Genomic DNA, 15,304 nt, shown 5'->3' on the forward strand with positions numbered 1-15,304 from the left:
GTAGGCCGGCGCGACGGCTGCGGTCAGCGGACAGCCGGCGGAGGAGCACCCCGACCCGCCGCGCCCAGCGGGCGGCGGCCCCTCCTCGGCGGCACGCGCCGTGCGCAGCACCCGTCGCAGAGCCTGAGGCCCACATCACCGCCTCACCCAGATCCGGTACGTGCCCGTGCTCTCACCGAGCTCGAACGGCACCGTGCCGAGCAGGCGGTACCGACTGCTGTGTCGCACGGCATCGGCGACGACCTTCTCCATCCGCGGGGCGGCGACCCCGTCGAGCACGACCATGTCGAACCAGCCGTCCTCGATGGCCCTGCGGTAGCCGTTCTCCCCTCGGAGCACTCTGCCCTTGTCATCGGGGTAACCGATGGTGTGCAGCGAGGTCCAGCGGCTCTGGTCGGTGATGTCACGGAGGTGGTACGCGGAGACGGGCGTCGAGGCCAGGTAGCGGCCGGCGGGGGTGACGTGTTCCCTGAGCAGTGCGTTGAGGCGGCTCGCGTCCGGCCACGAGGCGAACCGGGCCGTCGACAGGGTGAGCCCCAGGCAGAGCATGGCGACCCAGAGTGCGCAGGCCGGCTGCGGATGACGGAAGTGGGCACCGATGATCCGGGTCACCCCGATCCCGGCCATGGGAGCGGCGAACAGCAGCGCGAAGCCCACGTCCTCGTGAAGGGCGCTCTGTGGGGCGAGGAGGATCCGGCACACCGGCGCGATCACAACGGCGCCGCACAGCACCAGCCCCAGGAGCGCGCGCCAGGCCGAACCCGGGGTGGCGAGCCCGCTGACCTGCGGAGATTCGTTCATCCGGCCGCGGCGGGCGTACGCGACAGCGCCGCCGCAGGCCGTGACGCACAGCAGACCGCTCCCCCACAGGGACTGTCCCAGAAGCCGCGACGGGGACCTGTCGCCGCCATCGGCCGCGGTGGCGACGGCCCGTACCCCGTCCAGCAGGTCGGTGAAATACACCCCCGCGACGAGCGGAGCCGCGATGCCGAAGCAGAGCAGCGCGGCGCGTGCGAGGGCCGCCCTGCCCTGGTGCGGCCAGGAGACGATCAGCGCGAGCAGGACCAGCGTGGGCAGTTGAAACCCGGCGGCGTACTTCGTGGCGACGGCCAGAGCCGCGGCGGGGGCCGCGAGCAGCACGGCGACGGCCGGCGCGCGGACGGTCCGCACGACGAGCCAGCTCGCCAGGGCGAGCAGGAAGAGCGCCGGCGCGTCGCCGGTGGCGAGGTTCCCCAGCACGATCGTGGAGGGGGTCACCCCGAACACGGCGGCCGCCGCCAGCGCCGGCCGTTCGCTGAACATCCGCCGGGTGAAGGAGTACAGCAGCGCCGTCGTGCCCAGCGCGAGGAGCAGACTCACCAGGCGGGCTCCAGGCAGGCCGAGCCGGGCGTCCACCGCCGCGGCGAGCACCGGATGAAGAAACGGCGAGCCGGCGAGCTGGCCGGTGTGGTCCGCCAGGACCGGAGTGACTTCGAGCAAACGACCGAGCAGCGCGTGACCCGCCATCAGGTCGAGGGCCTCCCGCTGGAAGGCCGTGTTCTCCAGCCGCAGCGACAACATCGCCTGCACGGCCAGGACGCAGACGAGGAGCGCGCGGCACAACCAGGTGCGACGGGGGCTGGGCCCCATGTCCCAACTCGCCTCCGGAACCTTCGGAATGAGATAGGCCGGCTCGCCCTGGTTGTGCCGGGGACGGACCACACCGAGCTGCGGGTCAATGCGCGGACGTGGTGGTTCGGTGGACGTCATCAGACCTTCCGCACGTCGAAGCCGAAGAGTTCGCCGGCCGCCAGGCGTCTGAACTCCGCGAGAGCCGCCGGATTGACGGACAGCCGCCAGTCCTCGCGCTTCTTGAAGTTGAACCAGACGAAACCGACGATGTCGTCGGCGCCCTCGACACCCTTGAGCAGGTGGCGCACATCGGCGGTTCTTCGCTCACCGGACTCCGCCCCCGTCTCGGTGATGAGCAGCGGCTTGCCGCTGAAGGTGCGGATCTGCCGGATCGTCGGCCCGAAGAGCTCATCGAAGGTGCTGCCGTCGGACGTGGTGAAGTACCCGATCAACCCGACCCAGTCGACATAGGCGTCACCCGGGTAGTAGGGCCGCAGCGCGACGTCCCTGACCGGGTTGATGACGTTCGGTGACCACGTCCAGATGACGTTGCCGGCGCCCGCACGGGTGAACACGTCGTGGATGTGACGCCAGGCGCGCACGTAGTCCCGCGGGGCGGAGGCCTTGGTCCCCCAGGGGTCCCAGAAGCCGTTCATCTCGTCGGCGAAGCTGATCGCGACGGGTACGTTCAGCTTGCGGACCGCCGTGGCGTACGTCGTGAGGTAGGCGTCCGACTCGCCGTCGGCGATGGCGGCGAAGGAGACCTTGAACGGTTCCCAGGACATCAGGGTCAGGGCACCGGCCTGCCAGGCCCTGCGCACACCGGCCGCGTTGAACCCGTTGCCCCAGGCGGCGTAGTACCCGATGAGGTTCGGCTTCTTCCCCACGTCCTTGGTGTACGCGCGCACCGGCGCCATCGATGTCGGAGCCTTCTCCAGGGCGGCGCCGAAGTACTTCTTGGGCGGGTGGATGAGCGGGCGTACGTCGACCGGGATGTGGACCGCCGCCCGGGTCGGGGCAGGGGGCCGGAGAGCGCTCAGCGGGACGCAGCCGGACAGGGCCAGCAGCACGGCCGTCACCATCGCGCAGCGGGCGAGGGAGGAAGGGGAAGGAGACATCAGCCGGGGTTCACCTCTCGAGGCTGCACAAGGACCCGAGCGACGATCGCCGCGTACATGAGTCCGGCGCAGAGGACGAACGCGAAGTCGGGCGGGTAGCGGGTAAGCATCCGCCAGAGCGCGGCGGCCACCCAGATCAGGGCAGTGCCACCGCTCCACACCCACATGCCGAGCCAGAACCGCCTGGTCCTGTTCCGCTTGCCTCCCGAGGATCCGGTGGCCTGCCAGGACATGCTGTTCTTGCGGAGGATGTCCCAGATCGCGAAGACGTGCGCCCAGCCGTACATCAGACGGACGGCCCATGCCTCCAGCCGGTACGGGGCACGGTGCCACGCGGGCAGGAGGACCGTGACGTACAGGGCGCTGGGAAGCACCAGGAGGAAGTTCTCGATCCGGAGCTTCTCCGGGAGCGCCACCAGCAGGAGTACGGGAAGCAGGGGCGCGGCGAAGGTGAACACCGCGGTGTGGATGTAGTAGAGGAAGCCGGACAGGTAGCACAGGCGGCTGGACACCCGCAGGGGCGTGCGCCAGAACTTCTTGCTGCTCAGCAGGCTCATCGAGCCGGAGCACCAGCGGTACTGCTGGTTGAAGAACGCGTCGGCGTTGTCCGGGCAGACACCGGCGGAGACCGCCACGGGCAGATAGCGCAGGTCCCAGCCCAGGCTCCGCAGGTCGAACCCGGTGTGTACGTCCTCCGAGTGCTCGATCAGCGTCGTGCCGCCGTTCTCCTCCAGCGCGGCCCGTCGGTATACGGCGCAACTGCCCACGCAGATGGCGCCGTCGCGGCTCTGCCGTGAGACCTGGACGGCCCGGTAGAACAGCTCCTGCACCGCGCCCGCGCCGCGCTCGATCCAGTTCTGGGCATGGAGCACCCGGAAGTACTGCGGGGTCTGGACGATGCCGATGCTCTCGTCCGCTTCCAGGTACGGAAGCGCCTCCTCGAGCAGATCCGCGCGCGGGGTGAAGTCGGCGTCGAGGATCAGGATGTACTTCCCGTCCGAACGGCCGAAGCCGAAGTGGAGGTTTCCCGCTTTCTTGAACCAGCCGGCATTGGGGCGGGTGCCGTACCGGAACCCGAAGTCGGCGGCCATGGCCTCCAGTTCCGGACTCGCGGAATCATCGAGGACGAAGGGATCGCAGACTCCCGGATAGCGGTCGGCGAGAGCCCGCACATGCGTCCAGGCGTTGTGCAGCACGTGGATCGGCTCACCGCACACCGGCAGGAAGACATCGACCGACGGGTGAACGGCGGGCCGCCACTCACGCACCAGCCGCCTGTGTTCCCCCATGTCGAAATCCCGGCTGAAGGCATTCACCCGAAGAGAGATCACGTAGTAGATCACGGTGAACGCCAGCAGAGGTGCGCACACCCAGAGCAATGGCGACGACGAGGCCAGCCTGAACTGACTGACCATCAGGCAGCTGAAGCCGATGAAGGATCCGAGCGTCAGCACCCACAGATGCCGCTTGGCGTACGAGTCCCTCTCCATGTTGTCGGGAGGTGAAGGCAGCAGGCCGTGCCGCTCGGGACCGCCCCCTGCCGCGTGACCGGCGGGCTGCTGCGCCACGTCGTGAGCGACACGGGTGGCCTCGATCGAACTCATCCCTGAACTCCCTGACCGTCTGCCTCGCACGGAACAAGGAGGCCTGCCGCGAATCTAGGACGAGCTCAGCACGCACCAACGCGACACGACTGCACCTTTTGCCACTTTTAACCGAATGCCGTATAAACCGACCACGGCGGCGGGGCGCGCCCCCTCAGCAGCAGCCGCCCGTGCCGAGTGAGCGCTTGTTGCGCGCCTCCAGATTGCGGGCGGCGAGCAGCTCGTCGGCCGGATAGCCGACCTCCTCGAGCGTGAGCCCGTGCGGTCGCACGACATGGACCGCCGAGTCACGCACTCCCGCGGCCAGCACCTTGCCCGGCCAGTCCACCGGCCGGTGCCCGTCCCCGACGAACAGCAGCGCGCCCACCAGCGAGCGCACCATGTTGTGGCAGAAGGCGTCGGCCCGCACGGTCGCTTCGAGGATCCCTCCGGGCCGCCGCTCCCACGAGAGCTGCTGCAGCGTACGAATGGTGGTCGCGCCCTCGCGCTTCTTGCAGTACGCCGCGAAGTCGTGCTCCCCGACCAGCGCTTCGGCGGCCGCGTTCATCGCGTCCATGTCGAGCGTCCAGTCGTGCCACAGCACATGGCCGCGCAGCAGCGGGTCGACACCACCGGGGTTGTCGGTGACCCGGTAGGCGTACCGCCGCCAGATCGCCGAGAAGCGCGCGTTGAAGCCCGGCGGGGCCTCCTCGACCTTCCACACCCGTACGTCGTGCGAGAGACGCCCGGCCAGCCGCCGCAGCAGCTTGTCCCGGTGCTCCGCCCAGAGCGGCTCCGGGAGGTCGACGTGCGCGACCTGCCCGCGCGCGTGCACCCCCGCGTCGGTCCGGCCCGCGACCGTCAGTTCGTACGTCTCCTTGGACCGGGTGACCGTGCGCAGCGCGTCCTCGATCTCCCCCTGCACGGTCCGGCGCCCCCCGGCCTGCTTGGCCCACCCGGAGAAGTCCCTGCCGTCGTACGACAGATCCAGCCGCACCCGCACGAACCCGGGCTTCACCTCATCGCTCACGCGACAGCTCCTCTCAGAACCAGAACAAAGCGGAACGGGCCCGCCCCCGAAGGGACGGGCCCGCTCACCAGCCTTCAGAACGCTCAGGCGTCCTTGGCCTCGTCGGCCGGCTTGGCGTCCTCGACGACCTCGGCCTCAGCGGCCTTGGCCTCGTCGGACTCCTTGACCGCACGCTTGGTGGCGGCCTCGGCCTCGGCGACGGTCGCCTTCTTGGCGATCTCACCCTCGACCAGCTCGATCACAGCCATCGGGGCGTTGTCGCCACGACGGTTGCCGATCTTGGTGATGCGGGTGTAGCCACCCGGGCGCTCGGAGTAGCGCGGCGCGATCTCGGTGAAGAGCGTGTGGACGATGCTCTTGTCCGTGATCGTGGCAAGCACCAGGCGACGGTTGTGGATGTCGCCCTTCTTCGCCTTGGTGATCAGGCGCTCGGCGACCGGACGCAGGCGGCGGGCCTTGGCCTCGGTCGTGGTGATGCGGCCGTGCTCGAAGAGCGACTTCGCCAGGTTGGCGAGGAGCAGCTTCTCGTGCGCGGCGCTGCCGCCCAGACGGGCACCCTTTGCGGGACGCGGCATGGTGTTTCTCCTTGTGTCTGCACCGGCCGTGTCAGGTACCGGTGTCAGTTACCGACGGGCTAGTGCCCGCCGGAAGTCTGTGCGGGGGCCGGGGCCGAAGCCCCGGACCCCGCCGTACTGCTTAGTACTGCTCGGTCTCGACGAAGCCCGCGTCCGCGTCGTCGTCGGCGCCGAAGGCGTCGGCGGCGGCGGTCGGGTCGAATCCGGGCGGGCTGTCCTTGAGGGCCAGGCCCATGCCGGCCAGCTTCGCCTTGACCTCGTCGATCGACTTCGCACCGAAGTTGCGGATGTCGAGCAGGTCGGCCTCGGAGCGCGCCACGAGCTCACCCACGGAGTGGATGCCCTCACGCTTGAGGCAGTTGTACGAACGAACGGTGAGCTCGAGCTCCTCGATCGGCAGCGCCAGGTCGGCGGCAAGGGCGGCGTCCGTCGGGGACGGGCCCATGTCGATGCCCTCGGCGTCGATGTTGAGCTCACGCGCCAGACCGAACAGCTCGACCAGCGTCTTACCGGCGGACGCCATGGCGTCACGCGGCCGCATGGCCTGCTTGGTCTCGACGTCGACGATCAGCTTGTCGAAGTCGGTGCGCTGCTCGACACGGGTCGCCTCGACCTTGTACGTGACCTTGAGCACCGGCGAGTAGATGGAGTCGACCGGGATACGGCCGATCTCCTGGCCCACCTGCTTGTTCTGCACGGCGGAGACGTAGCCGCGACCGCGCTCGACGGTCAGCTCCATCTCCAGCTTGCCCTTGCCGTTGAGCGTGGCGAGCACCAGGTCGGGGTTGTGCACCTCGACACCGGCCGGCGGGGCGATGTCAGCAGCGGTGACCAGGCCGGGACCCTGCTTGCGCAGGTACATCACGACCGGCTCGTCGTGCTCCGAGGAGACGACCAGCTGCTTGATGTTCAGGATGAGGTCGGTGACGTCCTCCTTGACGCCCGGCACGGTGGTGAACTCGTGCAGGACACCGTCGATACGGATGGACGTGACCGCCGCACCCGGGATCGAGGAGAGGAGCGTACGACGCAGGGAGTTGCCGAGCGTGTAGCCGAAGCCCGGCTCCAGGGGCTCGATGACGAACCGCGAGCGGTACTCGTCGACGACCTCTTCGGTCAGCGAGGGACGCTGAGCGATCAGCATGGTGTGAATCCTTCAGTCATGGACACCCACTATTTGATGTCCTGAGGTACTGCTGGTACTGCAAGGGTACGGGCGGCACGCCCCCGAAGAGCCGTACCGCCCGAAGTCCTCAGTCAAGCAGCCGTGCGTCAGACGCGGCGGCGCTTGGGGGGACGGCAGCCGTTGTGCGGCGTGGGGGTGACGTCCTGGATCGAGCCGACCTCGAGGCCGGTGGCCTGGAGGGAGCGGATCGCGGTCTCACGGCCGGAGCCGGGACCCTTGACGAAGACGTCGACCTTGCGCATGCCGTGCTCCTGCGCGCGGCGGGCGGCCGACTCGGCGGCCATCTGCGCGGCGAAGGGGGTGGACTTGCGCGAGCCCTTGAAGCCGACGTGGCCGGCGGAGGCCCAGGAGATCACGTTGCCCGAGGGGTCCGTGATCGAGACGATCGTGTTGTTGAACGTGCTCTTGATGTGCGCGTGGCCGTGAGCGACGTTCTTCTTTTCCTTGCGGCGCACCTTCTTGGCAGCGCCCTGACGTCCCTTGGGGGGCATGTCTTTACTCCAGATGGAGGGAGGTGGTCGGTCCTACAGCGAAGACCGCTGGTACGCGGGTCCGGGAGTGGCCCCCGGGGATCCGCAGTGTCCGCTGTGGACTACTTCTTGCCCGGCTTCTTCTTACCGGCGATGGCGCGACGCGGGCCCTTGCGGGTACGGGCGTTCGTGCTGGTGCGCTGACCGTGGACCGGCAGGCCACGACGGTGACGCAGACCCTGGTAGCAGCCGATCTCGACCTTGCGGCGGATGTCGGCCTGGATCTCGCGGCGGAGGTCACCCTCGGTCTGGAGGTTGGCGTCCACGTACTCGCGGATCTTGACCAGGTCCTCTTCGGCCAGGTCACGAACGCGGGTGTTCGGGTTCACGCCGGTGGAGGCGAGGATCTCCTTGGACCGGGTGCGCCCGATACCGAAGACGTAGGTGAGTGCGATCTCCACACGCTTTTCGCGCGGGATGTCAACACCGGAAACGCGTGCCATTCAATGGCTCCTGTGGTGTTCGGAGGTCTTCCGCAGAACCGCTCCCGGCCGCCGACCGCTCGTATGAGAGGTGGTACGTCCGGGTCCCCGGCCTCCGCCGGAGGTGTCGCCGACCCTGGTGGGCTGGGCGGGCTCTGCGTATGTACGTATTACTTGCGTCGCGCGAAAACTGCGAGGTGCAGGTTGGCGTGCGTCAGCCCTGGCGCTGCTTGTGGCGCAGGTTGTCGCAGATGACCATGACCCGACCGTGACGGCGGATCACCTTGCACTTGTCGCAGATCTTCTTGACGCTCGGCTTGACCTTCATGGGATGTCAGGTTCTCCGGGTCAGTGCCAGCACCCCGCCGAAGCGGGGTGTGGGCAAGATCTACTTGTATCGGTAGACGATCCGGCCACGCGTCAGGTCGTACGGAGAGAGCTCCACGACGACCCGGTCGTCCGGGAGGATACGGATGTAGTGCATCCGCATCTTGCCGGAGATGTGCGCGAGGACCTTGTGACCGTTCTGGAGTTCCACCTTGAACATGGCGTTCGGGAGGGACTCGATCACGGTGCCCTCAATTTCGATGGCACCTTGCTTCTTGGCCACGCTTCGCCTTTCGAATCGGCTACCTTGATCGACTCCCGCAGCCGTGTGTGGACACACGGATACACGAGAGCCGACGCATCAGTCTACGTCAGGCCTCTGGAAAAGACGAATCCGAGAAGTTTGCCCAGCGTCGAAGATCTTTAAGCGGACGGACAACCCAGGCATACAGCCCAGACCCGAGGACCAGCCCACTCCCCAGCGGACCCGCCGCCCCACCCGCGCTCGCTACCCCAGCGGATCCGGCGCCGCCGTCACGCCGAGCTCGGCGAGCTTCGCCTTGCCGCCGACCCCTTCTCGACGCCACCCTCGCGGGCTCGGCGCCGGGGGCGCCTCCCGGGCTTCGGCCGGCTGCGCCGGACTCCGTCCGACGGAACGGGCACGCCGCCCCACCCGCGCTCGCTACCCCAGCGGATCCGGCGCCGCCGCCACGCCGAGCTCCGCGAGCTTCGCCTTGCCGCCGTCCGGGGCCGTCAGGACCAGCGGGCCCTCCTCGGTCAGGGCGATGGAGTGCTCCCAGTGGGAGGACCAGGTGCCGTCGGTCGTGATGACCGTCCAGTCGTCCTCGAGGACCTCGGTGTGCGGCGTGCCGAGGGAGACCATCGGCTCGATCGCCAGGCAGAAGCCGGGTACCAGCTTCGGGCCCTTGCCGCGCTTGCGGGCGACGTAGTTCAGCAGGTGCGGGTCCATGTGCATCTCGGTGCCGATGCCGTGACCGCCGTAGTCCTCGATGATCCCGTACTTGCCCGTGGCCGGACGCGGCTGGCGGCGGATGTACGTCTCGATCGCGCGCGAGATGTCGACCAGGCGGTTGCCGTTCTTCATCGCGGCGATGCCGGCCCACATCGACTCCTCGGTGACCCGGGAGAGCTCGATCAGCTCCGGCGCGTGACCGGTGCCCACGAACGCCGTGTACGCCGCGTCGCCGTGCCAGCCGTCGATGATCGCACCGCAGTCGATGGAGATGATGTCGCCGTCCTTGAGGACGGTCTTCTCGTCCGGGATGCCATGGACGACGACCTCGTTGACCGAGGTGCAGATCGTCGCGGGGAACCCGCCGTACCCGAGGAAGTTCGACTTCGCCCCGTGGTCCGCGATCACCTTGCGCGCGACCTCGTCCAGGTCCTTCGTCGTGGCGCCGGGCACCGCCGCCTCGCGGGTCGCCGCGTGGATGGCCGCGACGACCAGCCCCGCCTCGCGCATCTTCGCGATCTGCTCGGGGGTCTTGAGCTGCACCATGACGGCTGACGCCTTTCTCGGACTTCGGGGATTGCTCGTACAACGATACGGCCAACAGCACTGCGGCCGCGGCGCCCACCAAGGGGCACCGCGGCCGCAGCCTCACTTCGTACGCGCGGACCTAGGCGGCCGCGTCGTCCCCGCCTCGCAGCGCGCCCATCGCGCGCTCGGTCACCTCTTCGACCTTGCCGAGCGCCGAGATCGTGACCACCAGGCCCTGGGCCTTGTAGTAGTCGATGATCGGCTCGGTCTGCGTGTGGTAGACCTCCAGGCGCGTACGGACGGTCTCCTCGGAGTCGTCGTCGCGCTGGTACAGCTCGCCGCCGCAGACGTCACAGACGCCCTCGGTCTTCGGCGCGGAGTACGTGACGTGGAAGACATGCGCGCTGTCGTTGCGGCAGATGCGGCGACCCGCGATCCGCTTCACGACCTCGTCCTCGGGGACCTCGAGGTCCAGGACCGCGTCGAGCTTCATGCCCTCGGCCTCGAGCATCCGGTCGAGCGCCTCGGCCTGGGCCACATTGCGCGGGAAGCCGTCGAGCAGGAAGCCGTTGGCGGCGTCGGGCTGCTCCATGCGGTCCTTGGCCATCCCGATGGTGACCTCGTCGGGTACCAGGTTGCCGGCGTCCATGTACGCCTTGGCCTGCCGACCCAGCTCCGTGCCCTTACTGATGTTGGCGCGGAACAGATCACCCGTGGAGATGTGCGGAATGTCCAGGTTCTTGGCAAGGTACGCAGCCTGCGTACCCTTGCCGGCCCCGGGCGGTCCGACGAGGACGATTCGCATCAGCGGAGGAACCCTTCGTAATTGCGCTGCTGGAGCTGGCTCTCGATCTGCTTCACGGTCTCCAGCCCCACACCCACGATGATGAGGATGCTCGTTCCGCCGAAGGGGAAGTTGGCGTTCGCGCCACCGAAGCCCGCCAACGCCATCGTCGGCACGAGAGCGATCAGACCCAGATACAGCGAGCCCGGCCAAGTGATCCGGTTGAGCACGTAGCTCAGATACTCGGCAGTAGGTCGACCAGCCCGGATACCCGGGATGAAGCCACCATACTTCTTCATGTTGTCCGCGACTTCCTCGGGGTTGAACGAGATCGCCACATAGAAGAAGGCGAAGAACACGATCAGGAGGAAGTACGCGGTGATGTAGTACGGGTGGTCACCCTTGACGAAGTGGGCTTCGATCCAAGTCTTCCAGCCCGCCGTCGAGTTGGAGAACTGAGCGATCAGCGCCGGGATGTAGAGCAGCGACGAGGCGAAGATGACGGGAATCACACCCGCCTGGTTCACCTTGAGCGGGATGTATGTGGACGTACCGCCGTACGACCTGCGGCCGATCATGCGCTTCGCGTACTGCACCGGGATGCGGCGCTGGGCCTGCTCGACGAAGACGACGAGGGCGACCATCACGAAGCCGATCAGGATGACCGTGCCGAACTCGATCCAGCCCTTGGCGAGCTTGCCGCTCTCCTTGATGGCCCACAGGGCGCCCGGGAAGCCGGCGGCGATCGAGATGAACATCAGGATCGACATGCCGTTGCCGATGCCGCGGTCGGTGATGAGCTCACCGAGCCACATGACCACCGCGGTGCCCGCGGTCATCGTGATGACCATGGTGGCGGTGATGAAGATGGACTGGTCGGGGACGACCTGGTCCGCCACCGTGCAGCCACTGAAGAGGGCGCCGGTGCGCGCCGTGGCCACCAGACCGGTGCCCTGCAGGATGGCGAGGGCGACCGTCAGATAACGCGTGTACTGCGTGATCTTGGTCTGGCCGGACTGACCCTCCTTCTTGAGGGCCTCGAGTCGGGGGATGACCACGGTCAGCAGCTGCAGGATGATGCTTGCCGTGATGTACGGCATGATGCCGAGCGCGAAGATCGTGATCTGCAGCAGCGCCCCGCCGCTGAACATGTTCACCAGGCCGAACAGGCTGTTGTTGCCCTGGCTCGCTTGGTCCACACACATCTGGACGTTCTTGTAACTGACACCGGGCACCGGGATGTGCGCCCCGAGCCGGTACAGCACGATGATGCCGAGTGTGAAGAGCAGCTTCTTGCGCAGGTCGGGCGTCTTGAACGCCCGGGCGAACGCGGTGAGCACGGTGCCTCCTGCGACCCCCGCGCTATGCGTCAAGGGTGACGGTCTTGAGGTGCGACGAATAGAAATCGGTCAAACGCCGCGTGGCCGGAGCCAGGCGGCGGTGTCCCGGAGTCTGCGACGCCAGTCGCTGAAGTCGACAGCCTCCAGGTATTACAGCAACAGTGCACGCCACCTTACCGGCGGACATGCCCCCCTAGGAACGACCAACCGGGGATGCCCCTTTTGGGAGGCATCCCCGGTTGGATGTTCAAGCCATCGAGTCGTCTCAGACGAGCTCGGTGACGGTGCCGCCGGCAGCGGCGATCTTCTCCTTGGCGGAGCCGGAGACGGCGTCGACCGTCACCTGCAGCGCCACGGAGATCTCGCCGGTGCCGAGCACCTTGACGAGGCTGTTCTTGCGCACCGCGCCCTTGGCGACCAGGTCGGCCACCGTGACCTCTCCACCCTCGGGGTAGAGAGCGCCGAGCTTGTCCAGGTTGACAACCTGGTACTCGGTGCGGAACGGGTTCTTGAAGCCCTTGAGCTTCGGCAGGCGCATGTGGAGGGGCATCTGCCCACCCTCGAAGCGCTGCGGAACCTGGTAACGAGCCTTGGTGCCCTTGGTACCACGACCAGCGGTCTTACCCTTGGACGCCTCACCACGACCCACACGGGTCTTGGCGGTCTTGGCGCCCGGGGCAGGACGGAGGTTGTGGGCCTTCAGCGGGTTGTTCTCCGCCATGTCAGTCAACCTCCTCAACCGTCACGAGGTGGCGGACGGTGTGCACCATGCCGCGGAACTCGGGGCGGTCCTCCTTGACAACCACGTCGTTGACCTTCTTCAGGCCGAGCGAGCGCAGGGTGTCGCGGTGGTTCTGCTTGCTACCGATGTACGACTTCGTCTGCGTGACCTTGAGGCGAGCCATTACGCACCCGCCCCAGCCCGCGCACGGAGCAGAGCCGCGGGAGCGACGTCCTCGAGGGGCAGACCACGGCGAGCCGCGATCTCCTCGGGACGCTGCAGGCCCTTGAGGGCCGCCACGGTCGCGTGCACGATGTTGATCGCGTTGTCGGAGCCCAGGGACTTCGACAGGATGTCGTGAACGCCGGCGCACTCGAGCACGGCACGCACCGGGCCACCGGCGATAACACCGGTACCGGGGGAAGCCGGCTTGAGCAGGACGACGCCCGCGGCCTTCTCGCCCTGAATCGGGTGAGGGATGGTGCCCTGGATGCGCGGAACCTTGAAGAAGTTCTTCTTGGCTTCCTCGACACCCTTGGCGATGGCCGCGGGAACTTCCTTGGCCTTGCCGTATCCGACACCTACGGTGCCGTCACCGTCGCCCACCACGACCAGCGCGGTGAAGCTGAAGCGGCGACCACCCTTGACAACCTTGGCGACGCGGTTGATCGCGACAACGCGCTCAACGTACGCGGTCTTCTCGGCGGCAGGGCCACCGTCGCGACCCTTCCGGTCCCGCCGCTCGCCGCCACCGGCACCGCTTCCGCGGCGCTGGGGTCCAGCCATTGGATTTACCTCTCTCTGTTACGTCCGTTAGTCCCGGAACCGGGGCTTAGAACTTCAGCCCGGCTTCGCGGGCGGCGTCAGCCAGAGCGGCAATGCGCCCGGCGTACCTGTTGCCACCACGGTCGAACACGACAGCCTCGACGCCGGCGGCCTTGGCGCGCTCAGCGACGAGAGCACCGACCTGCTTGGCCTGCGCGGACTTGTCACCCTCGCCACCGCGGATCGACGCGTCCAGGTTCGACGCCGACGCAAGGGTGTGACCCTTGAGGTCGTCGATGACCTGAGCGGTGATACCACGGTTCGAACGCGTCACGACGAGGCGCGGACGCTCCGCCGTACCCGACACGATCTTGCGGATGCGCATGTGACGGCGCGCCTTGGCGGCACGCTTGTAAGCGTCGCCCTTGGCGATCTTCACACCGTATGCCATGGCTTACTTACCAGCCTTTCCGACCTTGCGGCGGATGACCTCGCCGGCGTACTTGACGCCCTTGGCCTTGTACGGGTCGGGCTTCCGCAGCTTGCGGATGTTCGCCGCGACCTCGCCGACCTTCTGCTTGTCGATGCCCTCGACCGAGAACTTCGTCGGCGACTCGACCTTGAAGGAGATGCCCTCGGGGGCATCCACCGTGATCGAGTGGCTGTAGCCGAGCTGGAACTCCAGAGCGGAGCCCTTCGCGGCGACGCGGTAACCGACACCGCTGATCTCGAGCGCCTTCGTGTATCCCTGGGTCACACCGGTGATCATGTTGGCCACCAGCGTGCGGGACAGGCCGTGGAGGGCCTTGTTCTGACGCTCGTCGTTCGGGCGGGTGACGTTGAGAACGCCTTCCTCACCCTTAACGATCTCGATCGGCGCGGCAACGGTGTGAGCGAGGGAACCCTTGGGGCCCTTCACCTGGACCGTACGGCCATCGATGGTGACGTCCACACCGGCGGGAACCTGGATAGGCAGCTTGCCAATACGCGACATTAGCTATTCCTCCGTTCCCGACTACCAGACGTAGGCGAGGACTTCCCCACCTACGCCCTTCTTGCCTGCCTGCTGACCGGTCAGGAGACCGTGCGACGTGGAGATGATCGCCACGCCCAGGCCACCGAGGACCTTCGGCAGGTTGGTGGACTTCGCGTACACGCGCAGACCGGGCTTCGAGATCCGCTTGATGCCCGCGATGGAGCGCTCACGGTTCGGCCCGAACTTCAGCTCGAGGACGAGGTTCTTGCCGACCTCGGCGTCCTCGACCTTCCAGCCGGTGATGAAGCCCTCCTGCTGGAGGATCTCCGCGATGTGCGACTTGATCTTGCTGTGCGGCATAGCCACGGTGTCGTGGTACGCCGAGTTCGCGTTACGCAGACGAGTCAGCATGTCCGCGATCGGATCAGTCATGGTCATGAATTGGCCTTCGGCCTCTCTCGCCGGGGTTTCCTGTATGCGCCATCCCTCTCCCCACTCAGTGGCGGGACGGGTGCGGTGCGGGGACCTACGGCGTAGTAAGTCGGTCAGGGCGGCGGGCGCCCAACCCCACAAGCCTACGGCATGTGAGGGAGGGCCCCCGCCGACCAGATACTTACCGAGAGCCCGGTATCAACCCAAGTGGGTTGTTACCAGGAGCTCTTGGTCACGCCCGGCAGCTCGCCACGGTGAGCCATCTCACGAAGGCACACGCGGCACAGGCCGAACTTGCGGTACACGGAGTGGGGACGACCGCAACGCTGGCAGCGCGTGTAGGCACGCACGCCGAACTTGGGCTTGCGGGCGGCCTTGGCAATGAGAGCCTTCTTCGCCACGG

20 protein-coding genes are annotated in these 15,304 nt (G+C 67.4%); all 20 read right to left on the reverse strand.

Going from position 1 to position 15,304, the window contains the following annotated elements:
• Positions 1 to 135: 135 nt before the first annotated feature.
• Positions 136 to 1,749 carry a glycosyltransferase family 39 protein gene (locus ACZ7J0_RS11985; RefSeq protein WP_470886440.1) on the reverse strand — a complete coding sequence of 538 codons (1,614 nt, stop codon included), beginning with the start codon at positions 1,747 to 1,749 and terminating at the stop codon, positions 136 to 138.
• Entirely contained in the window at positions 1,749 to 2,729 is a 981-nt protein-coding gene (locus ACZ7J0_RS11990) for a glycoside hydrolase family 26 protein (RefSeq protein WP_470886441.1), read from the reverse strand. The genes ACZ7J0_RS11985 and ACZ7J0_RS11990 overlap by 1 nt, the downstream gene beginning before the upstream one ends.
• On the reverse strand, positions 2,729 to 4,144 hold the full coding sequence (locus tag ACZ7J0_RS11995) for a glycosyltransferase family 2 protein (protein WP_470886765.1): 1,416 nt from the start codon (positions 4,142 to 4,144) through the stop codon (positions 2,729 to 2,731). The genes ACZ7J0_RS11990 and ACZ7J0_RS11995 overlap by 1 nt, the downstream gene beginning before the upstream one ends.
• A gap of 343 nt (positions 4,145 to 4,487) precedes the next feature.
• The gene (truA, locus tag ACZ7J0_RS12000; protein WP_470886443.1) at positions 4,488 to 5,342 is read right to left on the reverse strand and encodes a tRNA pseudouridine(38-40) synthase TruA; all 855 of its coding nucleotides are present in this window, start codon (positions 5,340 to 5,342) and stop codon (positions 4,488 to 4,490) included.
• A gap of 83 nt (positions 5,343 to 5,425) precedes the next feature.
• Complete coding sequence (gene rplQ, locus ACZ7J0_RS12005; RefSeq protein WP_470886445.1) at positions 5,426 to 5,917, reverse strand: 50S ribosomal protein L17; 492 nt, start codon at positions 5,915 to 5,917, stop codon at positions 5,426 to 5,428.
• Positions 5,918 to 6,038: 121 nt separating this feature from the next.
• Complete coding sequence (locus ACZ7J0_RS12010) at positions 6,039 to 7,061, reverse strand: DNA-directed RNA polymerase subunit alpha (protein WP_003956430.1); 1,023 nt, start codon at positions 7,059 to 7,061, stop codon at positions 6,039 to 6,041.
• Between the two features lie 128 nt (positions 7,062 to 7,189).
• Complete coding sequence (rpsK, locus tag ACZ7J0_RS12015) at positions 7,190 to 7,594, reverse strand: 30S ribosomal protein S11 (protein ID WP_003956432.1); 405 nt, start codon at positions 7,592 to 7,594, stop codon at positions 7,190 to 7,192.
• Positions 7,595 to 7,695: 101 nt separating this feature from the next.
• Entirely contained in the window at positions 7,696 to 8,076 is a 381-nt protein-coding gene (gene rpsM, locus ACZ7J0_RS12020; RefSeq protein WP_365718491.1) for a 30S ribosomal protein S13, read from the reverse strand.
• A 193-nt stretch (positions 8,077 to 8,269) separates the two neighbouring features.
• Positions 8,270 to 8,383 (reverse strand): 50S ribosomal protein L36, encoded by a 114-nt coding sequence (gene rpmJ, locus ACZ7J0_RS12025; protein ID WP_003956441.1) that lies wholly within the window; start codon positions 8,381 to 8,383, stop codon positions 8,270 to 8,272.
• 60 nt (positions 8,384 to 8,443) lie between these two features.
• A complete protein-coding gene (gene infA, locus ACZ7J0_RS12030) occupies positions 8,444 to 8,665 on the reverse strand; it encodes a translation initiation factor IF-1 (protein ID WP_003956442.1) in 222 nt (73 codons plus the stop codon).
• A gap of 399 nt (positions 8,666 to 9,064) precedes the next feature.
• Positions 9,065 to 9,901, reverse strand: coding sequence for a type I methionyl aminopeptidase (gene map, locus ACZ7J0_RS12035; RefSeq protein ID WP_470886447.1), 837 nt, complete (start codon positions 9,899 to 9,901; stop codon positions 9,065 to 9,067).
• A 121-nt stretch (positions 9,902 to 10,022) separates the two neighbouring features.
• A complete protein-coding gene (locus tag ACZ7J0_RS12040) occupies positions 10,023 to 10,688 on the reverse strand; it encodes an adenylate kinase (RefSeq protein WP_470886449.1) in 666 nt (221 codons plus the stop codon).
• On the reverse strand, positions 10,688 to 12,007 hold the full coding sequence (secY, locus tag ACZ7J0_RS12045) for a preprotein translocase subunit SecY (protein WP_470886451.1): 1,320 nt from the start codon (positions 12,005 to 12,007) through the stop codon (positions 10,688 to 10,690). Before secY ends, ACZ7J0_RS12040 begins: the two co-directional genes overlap by 1 nt.
• A gap of 265 nt (positions 12,008 to 12,272) precedes the next feature.
• Positions 12,273 to 12,728, reverse strand: a complete 456-nt coding sequence (gene rplO / locus ACZ7J0_RS12050) for a 50S ribosomal protein L15 (protein ID WP_468708352.1) — start codon at positions 12,726 to 12,728, stop codon at positions 12,273 to 12,275.
• A 1-nt stretch (position 12,729) separates the two neighbouring features.
• Complete coding sequence (gene rpmD / locus ACZ7J0_RS12055) at positions 12,730 to 12,912, reverse strand: 50S ribosomal protein L30 (protein WP_015035589.1); 183 nt, start codon at positions 12,910 to 12,912, stop codon at positions 12,730 to 12,732.
• On the reverse strand, positions 12,912 to 13,514 hold the full coding sequence (rpsE, locus tag ACZ7J0_RS12060; RefSeq protein ID WP_254372698.1) for a 30S ribosomal protein S5: 603 nt from the start codon (positions 13,512 to 13,514) through the stop codon (positions 12,912 to 12,914). The genes rpmD and rpsE overlap by 1 nt, the downstream gene beginning before the upstream one ends.
• Positions 13,515 to 13,560: 46 nt before the next feature.
• Positions 13,561 to 13,944 (reverse strand): 50S ribosomal protein L18, encoded by a 384-nt coding sequence (gene rplR / locus ACZ7J0_RS12065; protein ID WP_469122279.1) that lies wholly within the window; start codon positions 13,942 to 13,944, stop codon positions 13,561 to 13,563.
• 3 nt (positions 13,945 to 13,947) lie between these two features.
• Entirely contained in the window at positions 13,948 to 14,487 is a 540-nt protein-coding gene (gene rplF, locus ACZ7J0_RS12070; protein WP_470886454.1) for a 50S ribosomal protein L6, read from the reverse strand.
• Positions 14,488 to 14,508: 21 nt separating this feature from the next.
• Entirely contained in the window at positions 14,509 to 14,907 is a 399-nt protein-coding gene (rpsH, locus tag ACZ7J0_RS12075; RefSeq protein ID WP_018528360.1) for a 30S ribosomal protein S8, read from the reverse strand.
• 209 nt (positions 14,908 to 15,116) lie between these two features.
• Positions 15,117 to 15,302, reverse strand: coding sequence for a type Z 30S ribosomal protein S14 (locus tag ACZ7J0_RS12080; protein ID WP_003956452.1), 186 nt, complete (start codon positions 15,300 to 15,302; stop codon positions 15,117 to 15,119).
• Positions 15,303 to 15,304 lie beyond the last annotated feature (2 nt).

This window comes from Streptomyces sp. NPDC038280 (assembly GCF_055600045.1).

What these genes read in the sequence shown, in the direction of transcription:
- rplQ (WP_470886445.1), bottom strand. Translation starts at nt 5,917, where the DNA reads ATGCCGCGTCCCGCAAAGGGTGCCCGTCTGGGCGGCAGCGCCGCGCAC.
- rpmD (WP_015035589.1), bottom strand. Translation starts at nt 12,912, where the DNA reads ATGGCTCGCCTCAAGGTCACGCAGACGAAGTCGTACATCGGTAGCAAG.
- rpsE (WP_254372698.1), bottom strand. Translation starts at nt 13,514, where the DNA reads ATGGCTGGACCCCAGCGCCGCGGAAGCGGTGCCGGTGGCGGCGAGCGG.
- ACZ7J0_RS11995 (WP_470886765.1), bottom strand. Translation starts at nt 4,144, where the DNA reads ATGGTCAGTCAGTTCAGGCTGGCCTCGTCGTCGCCATTGCTCTGGGTG.
- ACZ7J0_RS12040 (WP_470886449.1), bottom strand. Translation starts at nt 10,688, where the DNA reads ATGCGAATCGTCCTCGTCGGACCGCCCGGGGCCGGCAAGGGTACGCAG.
- rpsM (WP_365718491.1), bottom strand. Translation starts at nt 8,076, where the DNA reads ATGGCACGCGTTTCCGGTGTTGACATCCCGCGCGAAAAGCGTGTGGAG.
- ACZ7J0_RS11985 (WP_470886440.1), bottom strand. Translation starts at nt 1,749, where the DNA reads ATGACGTCCACCGAACCACCACGTCCGCGCATTGACCCGCAGCTCGGT.
- rplR (WP_469122279.1), bottom strand. Translation starts at nt 13,944, where the DNA reads ATGGCATACGGTGTGAAGATCGCCAAGGGCGACGCTTACAAGCGTGCC.
- rpsH (WP_018528360.1), bottom strand. Translation starts at nt 14,907, where the DNA reads ATGACCATGACTGATCCGATCGCGGACATGCTGACTCGTCTGCGTAAC.
- rplF (WP_470886454.1), bottom strand. Translation starts at nt 14,487, where the DNA reads ATGTCGCGTATTGGCAAGCTGCCTATCCAGGTTCCCGCCGGTGTGGAC.
- rplO (WP_468708352.1), bottom strand. Translation starts at nt 12,728, where the DNA reads ATGGCGGAGAACAACCCGCTGAAGGCCCACAACCTCCGTCCTGCCCCG.
- rpmJ (WP_003956441.1), bottom strand. Translation starts at nt 8,383, where the DNA reads ATGAAGGTCAAGCCGAGCGTCAAGAAGATCTGCGACAAGTGCAAGGTG.
- map (WP_470886447.1), bottom strand. Translation starts at nt 9,901, where the DNA reads ATGGTGCAGCTCAAGACCCCCGAGCAGATCGCGAAGATGCGCGAGGCG.
- ACZ7J0_RS12010 (WP_003956430.1), bottom strand. Translation starts at nt 7,061, where the DNA reads ATGCTGATCGCTCAGCGTCCCTCGCTGACCGAAGAGGTCGTCGACGAG.
- rpsK (WP_003956432.1), bottom strand. Translation starts at nt 7,594, where the DNA reads ATGCCCCCCAAGGGACGTCAGGGCGCTGCCAAGAAGGTGCGCCGCAAG.
- ACZ7J0_RS11990 (WP_470886441.1), bottom strand. Translation starts at nt 2,729, where the DNA reads ATGTCTCCTTCCCCTTCCTCCCTCGCCCGCTGCGCGATGGTGACGGCC.